The sequence below is a fragment of the Cognatundibacterium griseum genome, from assembly GCF_014284195.1.
In the GTDB taxonomy this organism is placed as follows: Bacteria; Pseudomonadota; Gammaproteobacteria; order Burkholderiales; family Burkholderiaceae_D; genus Undibacterium; species Undibacterium griseum.
In genome coordinates, this window is record NZ_JACOGC010000002.1 from 605774 (window position 1) to 619040 (window position 13267).

Genomic DNA, 13267 nt, shown 5'->3' on the forward strand with positions numbered 1-13267 from the left:
ATATTCCGGATTGGTATTAAGATAGGCGTATTTTGCAAAAGGCGTGCATTTTTGTTGGTGCGTCGCACCAAAATGAGCGAAAATTGCAGGATTTTTGAACAGACTAGTTAATGGGGAGATTATTTATGTCTGAAGTAGTGAAGAGCAGGCCACGCTATGGTGTGATGCGCCTGATAGATGCGACCGGCTACCGGTTGCCTCTGGCGGGGTTCGTGTCGATACTGCACCGCATCAGCGGTATGTTGATGTTCCTCTTGTTGCCATTTATCCTGTTTTTGCTGGATAAGAGCCTGACATCGGAAGTCTCGTTTGCCGAACTGAAGGCGCTGACGTCGGGTGTATTCGTCAAGCTGGTCATTCTCGCGCTGGCATGGGCTTATCTGCATCACTTCAGTGCAGGTGTCCGTCATCTGTTTATGGATCTTCACTATGGCCTGGATAAGCATACAGCACGTAAATCGGCAGTTGGTGTACTGGCGGTAAGCCTGACTTTGGCTGCTTTGATTGGCTTGAAATTGTTTGGAGTATTTTAAATGGCAAATAACAATATTGGCCCCAAGCGTCTAGTCGTTGGCGCTCATTACGGACTGCGTGACTGGCTGGCGCAACGTGTCACGGCGATTGTGATGGCCTTATACACAGTTTTGCTGCTGGTGATGTTTTTGACGGGCAGTAATTTCACTTATGAAGGCTGGGCCGGAATTTTCGCTCACCAATGGTTTAAGCTGGCAACGTTTTCTGTTGTTCTGTGCTTGCTGTATCACGCCTGGGTAGGTATGCGTGATGTCTGGATGGATTATGTAACGCACAACGTGTTTGTGCGTCTGGTATTTCAGGTTGCCACCATTTTGTGGCTGATCGCTAGTGCTGGTTATGCAGCACAGATTTTGTGGAGAGTGTAAAAGTGGCTGCGATTAAATCCACAATTCCTACCCGTCGTTTTGATGCGGTGATTATCGGTGCTGGTGGTTCCGGTATGCGCGCTTCGTTGCAACTGGCTGAAGCCGGCCTGAACGTCGCGGTATTGTCAAAAGTATTTCCTACACGTTCCCATACGGTTGCTGCTCAGGGTGGTATCGGCGCATCGCTGGGAAATATGTCTGAAGATAACTGGTACTGGCATATGTTCGACACCGTCAAGGGTGGCGACTATCTGGGCGATCAGGATGCGATTGAATTCATGTGCCGTGAAGCTCCTAAGGTGGTTTACGAGCTGGAGCATTTTGGTATGCCTTTTGACCGCAATGCCGATGGAACAATCTATCAGCGTCCATTTGGCGGCCATACTGCAAATTTCGGTGAGAAGCCGGTTCAGCGTGCTTGTGCTGCTGCAGATCGTACCGGACATGCATTGCTGCATACGCTGTACCAGCGCAATGTACGTGCACGTACGCAGTTCTTTGTCGAGTGGATGGCAATTGATCTGATCCGCGATCAGGATGGCGATATTCTCGGTGTCGTGGCACTGGAAATGGAAACCGGCGAAGTGATGATTTTGCAGGCGAAAACTACCTTGTTCGCTACAGGTGGTGCCGGCCGTATTTTTGCTGCTTCCACCAATGCGTTTATTAATACTGGTGACGGTATGGGTATGGCGGCGCGTGCCGGCTTGCCGTTGCAGGATATGGAGTTCTGGCAGTTCCACCCAACCGGCGTTGCCGGTGCTGGCGTGCTGATTACTGAGGGTGTGCGTGGTGAAGGCGGGATTCTGATTAATAGTCAGGGTGAGCGTTTCATGGAGCGTTATGCACCGACTCTGAAGGATCTGGCGCCACGCGATTTCGTTTCCCGCTCCATGGATCAGGAAATTAAAGAAGGTCGCGGCTGTGGTCCGAATAAAGATCACGTTCTGCTGGATCTGCGCCATATCGGTGCTGAGACCATTATGAAACGTTTGCCATCGATTCTCGAGATCGGTCATAAATTTGCTAACGTTGATGCAACTAAAGAGCCAATTCCGGTTGTGCCGACGATCCACTACCAGATGGGCGGTATTCCGACCAATATTCACGGGCAGGTTGTGGCGCCGAAAAATGGTTCCAGTGAAATTGTTAATGGCATGTATGCAATTGGCGAGTGCGCCTGTGTGTCCGTGCATGGTGCGAACCGTCTCGGCACGAACTCGCTGCTGGATCTGGTGGTGTTCGGCCGCGCTGCCGGTAATCACATCGTTGCGACGCACCTCAAGAACAGAGAGCACAAACCATTGCCTGCTGATGCGGCGGATGTTGCGATGTCCCGTTTGTCTAAGCTGGAAACATCGAATGGTAGTGAGCGCGTTCAGGATGTGGCAAATGCTATCCGCAAAACTATGCAATACCATTGCGGCGTTTTCCGTACCGATGAGTTGCTGCAGGAAGGCGTGAAAGAAATCATGGTACTGGACGAGCGTCGTAAGCATGTCTCGTTTAAAGACAAATCCAAAGTTTTCAATACAGCCCGTGTTGAGGCGCTGGAACTCGATAACCTGATTGAGACAGCCAAGGCAACCATTATTTCTGCTGCGGCACGTAAAGAATCCCGTGGCGCACATGCTCATCGTGATTACGAAAAACGTGACGACGATAACTGGATGAAGCACACACTCTGGTACTCGGAAGCCAATCGCCTCGATTACAAACCAGTCAATACCAAACCGTTGACTGTAGAGACCTTCAAGCCTAAAGCTCGTACATTCTAAAGAGATATTGATATGGCACGTACACTGAAATTTAAAATTTATCGCTACGATCCGGATAAGGATGCTAAGCCTTACATGCAAGACCTGGCGGTTGAATTGCAAGACACCGATAAAATGCTGCTGGACGCATTGCAGCGTATTAAGGCAGATGTTGATGATTCTCTGGCGCTGCGCCGCTCTTGCCGTGAAGGTGTCTGCGGTTCTGACGCCATGAATATCAATGGTAAAAATGGCCTGGCTTGCACGACTAATCTGAATGAGCTGACCGAACCTATCGTCTTGCGTCCGTTACCGGGTTTACCTGTTATCCGTGATCTGATCGTGGATATGACTCAGTTCTTCAAGCAATATCATTCGATCAAGCCGTATCTGATGAATGATGAAATTCCTCCAGAGAAGGAACGTCTGCAATCTCCTGAGCAGCGCGAGGAGCTGGATGGCCTGTACGAGTGCATTCTGTGCGCCTGCTGTTCGACATCCTGCCCATCTTTCTGGTGGAATCCGGACAAGTTCGTTGGTCCGGCGGGGCTTCTGCAAGCGTATCGCTTTATTGCGGATTCCCGTGATCAGGCAACAGGAGATCGTCTGGATAATCTGGAAGATCCGTATCGCCTGTTCCGTTGCCATACAATCATGAATTGCGTGGACGTTTGTCCTAAAGGACTGAATCCGACACGTGCTATCGGCAAAATCAAGGAATTGATGGTGCGCCGGGCCGTGTAATCACGGTCTTGCCCCGGAGGCGGCACAGCTCTTGTGCCGCTTCTATTTCATGCAGTTTTTCTAAAGAATTGCATGAAATAGAAAGCATCAAAAAGAAAGTAACTATGTCTGAGCTTGCAGTAAATTCCCATCAAAGTGACCCAGTGAAGCGCGCACGTCTTCGTTGGCGCGCACGACGCGGATTGTTAGAAAATGATCTGATCCTTACCCGTTTTCTGGACGCCAATGAGCAATTCATGACGGACGAGGAGGTTGACGCGTTTAGTCGCCTGATGGAGTTATCCGATAATCTGCTGATGGATCTGATTATGGGAAAACAGGAGCCTTCTGCGGAGGTCGACCTGCCGCAGGTTCATGCATTATTGGCCCGTCTGCGCGCTGCCTGACTTTGAAACGATTTTTTTTGTGTTTTTTTGATTAACAAATCACCTCTTACCAGAAGGAAGAGCCATGACTAATTCTGAAACAAAAGCAACCCTCTCGTTCTCTGATGGTTCCCCATCTTTGGAAATGCCGATCTATAAAGGATCTATTGGTCCTGATGTGATTGATATCCGCAAATTGTACGGTGCGACAGGTAAATTCACTTACGATCCGGGCTTCATGTCGACCGCAGCATGTAATTCGTCCATTACCTATATTGATGGCGATAAGGGCGAATTGTTATACCGTGGTTACCCGATTGAACAACTGGCTGTCAATGGCGGCGATTTCCTGGAAACCTGCTATCTGTTGCTGAACGGTGAATTGCCAAATGCTGCAGAAAAAGAGAAATTTGTATCCACCGTGACGAAACATACAATGGTGCATGAGCAGATGCAGTTCTTCTTCCGTGGTTTCCGCCGTGATGCGCATCCTATGTCAGTGCTGGTCGGTACTGTTGGTGCCTTGTCTTCTTTCTACCATGACTCATTGGACATTAACGACCCGCATCACCGCGAAGTATCGGCGATTCGCCTGATCGCGAAAATGCCTACGCTGGTAGCCATGGCGTATAAGTACTCGATCGGCCAGCCTTTTGTTTATCCACGTAATGATTTGTCCTATAGCGCAAATTTCATGCACATGATGTTCTCCACACCATGTGAAGAATATAAAGTGAACGAAGTTCTGGTTCGTGCGCTTGATCGCATCCTGATCCTGCATGCAGATCATGAGCAGAATGCATCCACATCTACCGTGCGTCTGGCAGGTTCTTCCGGTGCGAATCCGTTTGCTTGTATCGCTGCTGGTATTGCATGTCTGTGGGGTCCTGCTCACGGTGGTGCAAATGAGGCAGCACTGAGCATGCTGGAAGAAATCGGCAGCGTCGACAACATTCCTGCATTTATTGCACAGGTTAAAGACAAAAATTCCGGCGTCAAGCTGATGGGCTTTGGTCACCGTGTTTACAAAAACTACGATCCACGTGCCAAACTGATGCGTGAAACCTGCTATGAAGTTCTGCAGGAATTGGGTCTGCAAGATGATCCATTGTTCAAGCTGGCAATGGCATTGGAGAAAATCGCGCTGGAAGACGAATACTTTGTTTCCCGCAAACTCTATCCTAACGTAGATTTCTACTCTGGTATCGTGCAACGTGCGCTGGGTATCCCGACAGCCTTGTTTACCGGTATCTTTGCGCTGGCCCGCACAGTAGGCTGGATCGCACAATGGAAAGAAATGATTTCTGATCCTGAGCAAAAAATTGGTCGTCCACGTCAATTGTTTGTCGGTGCGCCAAAGCGTGATGTTCCTCCGATGGATAAGCGTTAATTTCGCTGTCCAAGTCGTTTGAACGAGGATGAAATGAGAAAAGCGGGTCTTTGAGGCCCGCTTTTTTTATTCGCTAAATATGCTATGCTTCGCCTCGAATGTAAATTTTAGATGTTTTTCCGTTTCAGATTCAAACAGTAGATCGTTCCTGATGTATTGTTCGACTCTGATATGGAAATAGTTTGAAACCAGCCCTTCCCCCACAACTTGATGTGCAATCCGCTAACCGGTCAGGCCGTGTCGCGGAAGGTTAGATTAACCCGCTAATCTCGCGAAACGCGAAGAAAGGTGAGCAAGATGATGCAACAATATAACGCCAACTCTTATTTGTTTGGCGGTAACGCTCCGTACGTTGAAGAATTGTATGAAGCGTATCTGAATAACCCAGGTTCCGTTCCGGAAAACTGGCGTGCCTATTTCGATGCAATGCAAAACGTTCCTGCCGTTGATGGCTCTTCTAAGCCAGACGTGGCGCATGCGCCCGTCATTGCTTCGTTTGCCGAACGTGCAAAACAAGGCCCTATCCGTACCGTCAGCGCAGCAGCAGATGCCGATATGGCGCGTAAACGCGTTGCGGCGCAGCAACTGATCGCGGCATACCGCTTCCTGGGAAGCCGCTGGGCCAATCTGGATCCTTTGCAACGTCAGGAGCGCCCGGCGATTCCTGAGCTTGATCCCGGTTTTTACGGTTTCACTGATGCAGATATGGACATTCAGTTCAACATCAGCAACACCTATTTTGGCCCTGAGAATGCTTCGCTGCGTGATCTCGTCAACTCTTTGCGCGATACTTACTGCCGTTCGATCGGTGCTGAATTCATGTATATCAGCGATCCGGCAGAAAAGCGCTGGATGCAGCAGCGACTGGAATCCATCCGTTCCACGCCAGTTTTTTCTGCAGAAAAGAAAAAACACATTCTGGACCGTCTGACAGCCGCTGAAGGACTTGAGCGCTATCTCCATACAAAATATGTTGGTCAGAAGCGCTTTTCTCTGGAAGGCGGGGAGAGCTTCATCGCGTCGATGGACGAAACCATCCAGCGCGCCGGTGAGCGTGGTGTCGAAGAGATCGTGATTGGCATGGCACACCGCGGCCGTCTGAATGTGTTAGTGAACACACTGGGTAAGATGCCGCAGGATCTGTTTGCTGAATTTGAAGGTAAGCACGGTGATGATTTGCCTGCCGGTGACGTGAAATACCATCAGGGCTTCTCCTCGGATGTTTCCACGCCAGGCGGCCCGGTCCACCTGTCGCTGGCATTCAATCCATCCCATCTGGAAATCGTAAATCCGGTTGTTGAAGGATCTGTGAAAGCTCGTATGGACCGCCGTGGTGATAAAGACGGTTCTCAGGTACTGCCTATTCTGGTGCACGGCGATGCAGCGTTTGCAGGGCAGGGCGTCGTGATGGAAACACTGAATCTGGCGCAGACACGTGGCTATGGCACTGGTGGCACGATGCATATCGTGATTAATAACCAGATTGGTTTCACAACCTCTGATCCTCGCGATTCCCGTTCCACACTGTATTGCTCCGATGTGGTCAAGATGATTGAGGCCCCGGTACTGCATGTCAATGCGGATGATCCGGAAGCGGTTGTTCTGGCAACGCAGATCGCGATGGACTACCGCATGGAGTTCAAAAAGGATATCGTTGTTGATATCATCTGCTACCGCAAGCTGGGCCATAACGAGCAGGACACTCCTGCACTGACTCAGCCGCTGATGTACAAGAAAATTGGCCAGCATCCAGGCACCCGCAAGATGTATGCGGACAAACTCGCTGCGCAGGGAACAATTCCTGCCGACGGCGGCGATCAGATGGTAAAAGCGTACCGCGATGCAATGGATGCCGGTAAGCATACTCACGATCCGGTGATCTCCAACTTTAAGAACAAGTATGCCGTCGACTGGATTCCTTTCCTGAATCGTAAGTGGACAGATGCTGCAGATACAGCTGTTCCGGTTACAGAACTGAAGCGTCTGGCGAGCCGTATTACTGTTGTTCCTGAAGGTTTCAAGCCGCACAGTCTCGTTGAAAAAGTTCTGGGTGACCGTGCCGCAATGGGCCGCGGCGATATGAACCTCGACTGGGGTATGGGTGAGCATCTGGCTTTTGCTTCGTTGCTGGCTTCCGGTTATGCAATTCGTATTACTGGTCAGGATGCTGGTCGCGGTACTTTCGTTCACCGTCATGCTGTATTGCATGATCAAAATCGTGAGCGCTGGGATTCAGGCACTTACATTCCGCTGCAAAATGTGTCTGATAAGCAGGCACCTTTCACGGTGATTGACTCGGTTCTGTCGGAAGAAGCGGTTCTGGCTTTTGAATACGGTTATTCCAGTGCTGAACCTAACACACTGACTATCTGGGAAGCCCAGTTCGGCGATTTCGCCAACGGCGCGCAGGTGGTGATCGATCAGTTCATCAGCTCCGGTGAAGTAAAATGGGGACGTGCCTGTGGTCTGGTCATGATGCTGCCGCATGGCTATGAGGGTCAGGGACCGGAACATTCTTCTGCGCGTCCTGAGCGTTTCCTGCAATTGTGTGCTGACAATAATATGCAGGTGGTTCAGCCAACCACGGCATCGCAGATTTTCCATCTGCTGCGTCGTCAGATGATCCGCCAGTTCCGTAAGCCACTGGTGATCATGACACCGAAGTCATTGCTCCGTAACAAGGATGCAGGTTCTCCGTTATCTGAACTGGCTAAGGGCAGCTTCCATACCGTGATCGGTGAAGTTGATGAAACAATCGATGCGAAAAAGGTCAAACGCGTCATCGCCTGCTCCGGCAAGGTTTACTATGATCTGGTGAATTCCCGCAAAGAGCGCGGCCAATCGGATACGGCGATCATTCGTGTTGAGCAGCTGTACCCATTCCCGCATAAGAGCTTTGTCGCGGAACTGAAGAAATTCCCGAACATGACAGAACTGGTCTGGGCGCAGGATGAGCCGCAAAATCAGGGCCCATGGTTCCAGATTCAGCACAATATTTTTGAAAGTCTGGAAGAAGGTCAGAAACTCGCTTATGCAGGCCGCCCTGCCAGCGCGTCTCCTGCCGTCGGGTACTATGACAAGCACTACGCACAACAAAAAGCACTGCTGGAAACAGCATTTTCCAAACTGAAGGGCTTTGTCCTGACCAAATAATGACGCGGTGCTGCATCAGAAGCTGATGCAGCACTTGGCTACCCGAAACGGAGAGTAAAAAATGGCAATTATCGAAGTAAAAGTTCCTCAGCTGTCTGAATCTGTTGCAGAAGCGACTTTGCTGACCTGGCATAAAAAAGTCGGCGAAGCAGTGGCTCGTGACGAAAACCTGATTGACGTTGAGACAGATAAGGTTGTGCTGGAATTGCCTGCACCGGATGCAGGCGTGATTACCCAGATTATCAAGGGCGACGGCAGCACAGTGGTTGCCGGTGAAGTGATTGCAATTCTGGATACAGCGGCGACAGCTGGTGCAGTTGCTGCACCGGCAGCAGCTCCTGCAGCAGTTGCTTCCGCTCCTGCGGTTGCAGCTTCTGCAGATGCTAAGTCTTCTGCTGGCGTGGCGATGCCTGCCGCTGCAAAAATTCTGGCAGAAAACGGTTTATCCGCTGGTCAGGTGGATGGCTCCGGCAAAGATGGTCGTGTGACCAAAGGTGACGCATTGGCCGCCGTGGCTGGTAAAGCTGTACCAGCCGTAGCACCGCTGACGGCGCCGGTTGCAGCGAAACCTGCCTTGCAGCAAGTTGCGGCACCAGCTATGGCCAGTCTGGGTGATCGCTCTGAAGAGCGTGTGCCGATGAGCCGTTTGCGTGCGCGTATCGCTGAACGTCTGGTGCAGTCTCAATCCACGAATGCTATTCTGACGACGTTTAACGAAGTTAACATGGCCCCGGTCATGGAACTGCGCAACAAGTACAAAGATAAATTTGAAAAGGAACATGGCGTCAAACTGGGCTTCATGTCTTTCTTCGTCAAGGCAGCAGTTGCAGCACTGAAGAAATATCCGATCATCAATGCTTCCGTTGATGGTAATGACATCGTTTATCATGGTTACTTCGACATCGGTATCGCAGTGGGCTCACCACGCGGATTGGTTGTTCCTATCCTGCGTAATGCAGATCAGATGACGATCGCTGATATCGAAAAGAAAATCGTTGAATTTGGAGCTAAAGCCAAAGACGGTAAGCTGACACTCGAAGATCTGACTGGCGGTACCTTCTCGATTTCTAACGGCGGCACTTTCGGCTCCATGTTGTCCACACCGATCATTAACCCACCGCAATCAGCGATTCTGGGCGTGCATGCGACGAAAGACCGTGCTGTAGTCGAGAATGGCCAGATCGTGATTCGTCCTATGAACTACCTGGCGATGTCTTACGATCACCGTATTATCGATGGTCGCGAAGCTGTCCTCGGTCTGGTGGCGATGAAAGACGCGCTCGAAGATCCGGCCCGTCTGTTGCTGGATCTGTAATCAGCCATCATCATGAACATCGCTGACGAGATCAGACGTCTGCACGAACTGCATCAGGCCGGCGCGCTGACTGATGCAGAGTTCGCGCAAGCCAAGGCGAAGCTTCTGTCCGCAGAGACAGAGGCTTCATCCACCCATAATGCTGCATATTCAGGTCTGGATAGTTCGCTGGAGCAGTTAAACCGTTTTCGCCGTTCCACCACTGATTGCTGGCTCGGCGGAATTTGTGGCGGCCTGGGGAAATTTACAGGATTGGAATCCTGGATATGGCGCCTGCTGTTCGTTCTTTTTACTTGTTATTTCGGGGCAGGTCTGGTCGTCTATGTAATGGCGTGGATTTTCGTTCCGGAAGAGGAATAAGACGGAATAGACGTTTTGTCAGCGGATGTTCCCATCGCATCATCAGAATTAATCAGAAACAGGATAAGCTCATGAGCAAACAATTTGATGTCGTCGTGATCGGCGGCGGCCCTGGCGGCTATATCGCGGCGATCCGCGCTGCGCAACTCGGTTTTTCCACTGCATGTATCGATGCATGGACCAATGACAAAGGCGGTCCGGCGCCGGGCGGTACTTGCACCAACGTCGGTTGCATTCCATCCAAAGCATTGTTGCAATCGTCTGAACACTTCGAACATGCTGGCCATGCGTTTGCTGACCACGGTATTTCAGTATCCGGTCTAGGTATCGACGTGGCGAAAATGCTGGGTCGTAAAAATACCATCGTTAAACAAAATAATGACGGTATTCTGTTCCTGTTTAAAAAGAACAAAGTCACTTTCTTTCATGGTCACGGCTCTTTCGTCAAAGCGGATGCTGCTGGTTACGAAATCAAAGTCGCCGGTAAAACCGAAGAAACGATCACTGGTAAGCACATTATCGTTGCCACCGGCTCCAATGCACGGGCATTGCCTGGTGCTCCGTTCGATGAGAAAGCCATTTTGTCCAACGAAGGCGCATTAAATATTGCTGAAACACCGAAAAAACTCGGCGTTATCGGTGCCGGCGTCATCGGTCTGGAAATGGGCAGCGTATGGCGTCGCCTTGGTGCTGAAGTCAGCGTACTGGAAGCGCTGCCGACTTTCCTCGGTGCGGTAGATGAACAAATCGCGAAAGAAGCGAAAAAACTGTTCGACAAACAAGGCCTGAAAATCAATCTCGGCGTGAAGATCGGCGAAATCGTCAACAGTGGTAAAGACGTCACAGTCAATTACACCGACGACAAAGGCGCAGAGCACAAAGCCGTATTCGACAAGCTGATCATCTCCATCGGCCGCACACCAAACACCCACGGTTTGAATGCCGAAGGCGTTGGTCTGGCGCTGGACGAACGCGGCTTCATCGCTGTTGATGGCGATTGCAAAACCAATCTGCCTAACGTCTGGGCGGTCGGCGACGTCGTGCGCGGTCCTATGCTGGCACACAAGGCAGAAGAAGAGGGTGTTGCTGTTGCTGAGCGTATCGCTGGCCAGCATGGCCATGTTAACTTCAACACGATTCCGTGGGTGATCTACACTTCTCCTGAAATCGCGTGGGTTGGTCGTACTGAGCAACAATTGAAAGCAGATGGCGTTGCATATAAATCCGGTACTTTCCCGTTCATGGCGAATGGCCGTGCACGTGCGCTGGGCGACACCTCCGGTATGGTGAAGTTCCTTGCCGATGCAAGTACCGATGAAATCCTCGGTGTGCATATCGTTGGCCCTATGGCTTCCGAGTTGATTTCCGAGGCGGTCGTGGCGATGGAATTTCGTGCTTCTTCGGAAGATATCGCCCGTATCTGCCATGCGCATCCTTCTTTGTCGGAAGCGACCAAAGAGGCGGCACTGGCAGTCGATAAACGTTCGCTGAATTTCTGAGCGACGTTCTGACCGATCAGGGATTAATGGACGGGTTAATACTCGTCCATTTTTTCTTGGGCAATGCCGGTGCTCCATAGTGGAGATGGGTGTAAAGACTGTTCCGGCGATCACCTTTTCCCAACCATGTTATCTGTTGCTGTTTTTTTAGCCGCAGGTGGCAGTGAGAAATACAAATGATGGATGTACAACAGTTTTATCAGGAGGCCCTGACCCAACGCGGATTCAAGGCAGATGAAGCGCAAAAACGCGCTGTTGACCGCTTGCAGCTCGCTTATGAGTCATGGGTTGCCTATAAAGGGAAGCGGGCGAATAAACTGACCAGACTGATTACCCGTCCCGAAGTGCCGCGTGGCGTGTATATGTGGGGCGGGGTTGGACGAGGCAAATCTTTCTTGATGGATAGTTTTTATTCCGTTGTGCCGGTAGTGCGGAAAACCCGTTTGCATTTTCATGAGTTTATGCGCGGCGTTCACCGTCAGCTCGATGAACTTAAAGGCATGGCTGATCCGCTGGATGAAGTGGCGCGCCGCATTGCTAAAAAATACCGGTTGATTTGCTTTGACGAGTTCCATGTATCCGATGTGGCGGATGCAATGCTGTTGTATAACTTGCTGAAAGCTTTGTTTGACAACGGGGTGTCTTTTGTCATGACCTCCAATTATCAGCCCGATACGTTGTATCCGGAAGGTTTGCATCGTGACCGGATGCTTCCCACGATCGCTCTCCTGAAAGAGAAACTGGATGTTCTGAACGTGGATTCCGGTAATGATTATCGCAAGCGTGCGCTGGAGCAGGTGCAGGCATATCTGACGCCTTTGAGCGCGGAGACCGATAAAGCCTTGCGTGATACGTTTGCACGTGTGGCAGACACGAAGGATGAAGATCCGCATGTCGATATCGAAGGACGAACCCTGAAAGCGTTGCGCCGCGCGGGTGGAGTGATCTGGTTTGATTTCCATACTTTGTGCGGCGGGCCGCGCTCGCAAAACGACTATCTGGAAATTACCAGCCGTTTTCACACTGTGATTCTGTCATCGGTGCCGCGCATGTCTGCTGCCATGTCGTCAGAAGCCCGTCGCTTCACCTGGCTGATTGACGTTTTTTACGACAACAAGGTCAAACTGATTATGTCAGCGGAAGTGGCGCCGGAAGAATTGTATACTCAGGGTACCTTATCGAATGAATTCCACCGGACGGTTTCACGCATTATTGAGATGCAGTCCAAGGAATACATGGATGCCGATCAACGCCAGTTAGCCGATGCGATAGCCTGATGAAACTGAATTCTTTATTAATGCGTGCCGTATGGTGCTGTGCCGCTGTTTATCCCGCACAGTGGTCGTATGCCGGGGAGCAGCCGGACGAGCTGAAAACCATTGCGACTCTGGTACGTGCCATGGATGCACAATACCCCGTTAACAGCATTCACACCAACGAAGAAGCTGAAACCATTGTCGCGCAGAGTGAGGGGCTGCAACAGCGTTTACAAAACTGGTATGTATCGGCTGAGCGTCATTGCTACGATTTGTTTTTTGTAAATAATTGCCTGAAACAAATTAAAATCGACCGCCGGGAATATTTGCCGATTCTGCAACGCATGGAAATCGAAGCGAAGGCCGTGCAGCGCCAGTTGCGGATCATTGCCCGCGATCAGGAACTGGCAAAGAAACAGACGAAATAATCCGTCTGAATTGACCGCCATTTTTAAAAATGGGGGAGTATCTGCTGATTTTGGCTGTATCTCCTGGATAATAGCAGGGTTTTCAGGATACTCCCCCC

Annotated in this window: 12 protein-coding genes; all 12 read left to right on the forward strand. The window is 50.6% G+C overall.

The window, feature by feature from the left end; translation table 11 throughout:
- The first annotated feature begins 125 nt into the window (after positions 1–125).
- Complete coding sequence (gene sdhC / locus H8K27_RS07175) at positions 126–533, forward strand: succinate dehydrogenase, cytochrome b556 subunit (protein ID WP_186862469.1); 408 nt, start codon at positions 126–128, stop codon at positions 531–533.
- A complete protein-coding gene (gene sdhD / locus H8K27_RS07180; protein WP_186862470.1) occupies positions 534–902 on the forward strand; it encodes a succinate dehydrogenase, hydrophobic membrane anchor protein in 369 nt (122 codons plus the stop codon). It abuts the gene before it with no gap.
- A 2-nt stretch (positions 903–904) separates the two neighbouring features.
- Complete coding sequence (sdhA, locus tag H8K27_RS07185; RefSeq protein WP_186862471.1) at positions 905–2680, forward strand: succinate dehydrogenase flavoprotein subunit; 1776 nt, start codon at positions 905–907, stop codon at positions 2678–2680.
- Positions 2681–2692: 12 nt separating this feature from the next.
- A complete protein-coding gene (locus H8K27_RS07190) occupies positions 2693–3403 on the forward strand; it encodes a succinate dehydrogenase iron-sulfur subunit (RefSeq protein WP_186862472.1) in 711 nt (236 codons plus the stop codon).
- A gap of 104 nt (positions 3404–3507) precedes the next feature.
- The gene (locus H8K27_RS07195; protein WP_186862473.1) at positions 3508–3789 is read left to right on the forward strand and encodes an FAD assembly factor SdhE; all 282 of its coding nucleotides are present in this window, start codon (positions 3508–3510) and stop codon (positions 3787–3789) included.
- A 64-nt stretch (positions 3790–3853) separates the two neighbouring features.
- Positions 3854–5158: a citrate synthase gene (gltA, locus tag H8K27_RS07200; protein ID WP_176801989.1), complete on the forward strand. Its 1305-nt coding sequence runs from the start codon at positions 3854–3856 to the stop codon at positions 5156–5158.
- Positions 5159–5455: 297 nt separating this feature from the next.
- Positions 5456–8311: a 2-oxoglutarate dehydrogenase E1 component gene (locus tag H8K27_RS07205; protein ID WP_186862474.1), complete on the forward strand. Its 2856-nt coding sequence runs from the start codon at positions 5456–5458 to the stop codon at positions 8309–8311.
- A 61-nt stretch (positions 8312–8372) separates the two neighbouring features.
- Positions 8373–9626 (forward strand): 2-oxoglutarate dehydrogenase complex dihydrolipoyllysine-residue succinyltransferase, encoded by a 1254-nt coding sequence (gene odhB, locus H8K27_RS07210; RefSeq protein ID WP_186862475.1) that lies wholly within the window; start codon positions 8373–8375, stop codon positions 9624–9626.
- Positions 9627–9638: 12 nt separating this feature from the next.
- Entirely contained in the window at positions 9639–9986 is a 348-nt protein-coding gene (locus H8K27_RS07215) for a PspC domain-containing protein (RefSeq protein ID WP_186862476.1), read from the forward strand.
- A gap of 71 nt (positions 9987–10057) precedes the next feature.
- Positions 10058–11485, forward strand: a complete 1428-nt coding sequence (gene lpdA / locus H8K27_RS07220) for a dihydrolipoyl dehydrogenase (protein WP_186862477.1) — start codon at positions 10058–10060, stop codon at positions 11483–11485.
- Between the two features lie 179 nt (positions 11486–11664).
- Positions 11665–12762 carry a cell division protein ZapE gene (gene zapE / locus H8K27_RS07225; protein ID WP_186862713.1) on the forward strand — a complete coding sequence of 366 codons (1098 nt, stop codon included), beginning with the start codon at positions 11665–11667 and terminating at the stop codon, positions 12760–12762.
- Positions 12762–13169 carry a hypothetical protein gene (locus H8K27_RS07230; RefSeq protein WP_186862478.1) on the forward strand — a complete coding sequence of 136 codons (408 nt, stop codon included), beginning with the start codon at positions 12762–12764 and terminating at the stop codon, positions 13167–13169. The genes zapE and H8K27_RS07230 overlap by 1 nt, the downstream gene beginning before the upstream one ends.
- Positions 13170–13267: the final 98 nt, after the last annotated feature.

What these genes read in the sequence shown, in the direction of transcription:
- lpdA (WP_186862477.1), top strand. Translation starts at nt 10,058, where the DNA reads ATGAGCAAACAATTTGATGTCGTCGTGATCGGCGGCGGCCCTGGCGGC.
- H8K27_RS07205 (WP_186862474.1), top strand. Translation starts at nt 5,456, where the DNA reads ATGATGCAACAATATAACGCCAACTCTTATTTGTTTGGCGGTAACGCT.
- gltA (WP_176801989.1), top strand. Translation starts at nt 3,854, where the DNA reads ATGACTAATTCTGAAACAAAAGCAACCCTCTCGTTCTCTGATGGTTCC.
- sdhD (WP_186862470.1), top strand. Translation starts at nt 534, where the DNA reads ATGGCAAATAACAATATTGGCCCCAAGCGTCTAGTCGTTGGCGCTCAT.
- H8K27_RS07230 (WP_186862478.1), top strand. Translation starts at nt 12,762, where the DNA reads ATGAAACTGAATTCTTTATTAATGCGTGCCGTATGGTGCTGTGCCGCT.
- zapE (WP_186862713.1), top strand. Translation starts at nt 11,665, where the DNA reads ATGGATGTACAACAGTTTTATCAGGAGGCCCTGACCCAACGCGGATTC.
- H8K27_RS07190 (WP_186862472.1), top strand. Translation starts at nt 2,693, where the DNA reads ATGGCACGTACACTGAAATTTAAAATTTATCGCTACGATCCGGATAAG.
- sdhC (WP_186862469.1), top strand. Translation starts at nt 126, where the DNA reads ATGTCTGAAGTAGTGAAGAGCAGGCCACGCTATGGTGTGATGCGCCTG.
- H8K27_RS07195 (WP_186862473.1), top strand. Translation starts at nt 3,508, where the DNA reads ATGTCTGAGCTTGCAGTAAATTCCCATCAAAGTGACCCAGTGAAGCGC.
- H8K27_RS07215 (WP_186862476.1), top strand. Translation starts at nt 9,639, where the DNA reads ATGAACATCGCTGACGAGATCAGACGTCTGCACGAACTGCATCAGGCC.
- odhB (WP_186862475.1), top strand. Translation starts at nt 8,373, where the DNA reads ATGGCAATTATCGAAGTAAAAGTTCCTCAGCTGTCTGAATCTGTTGCA.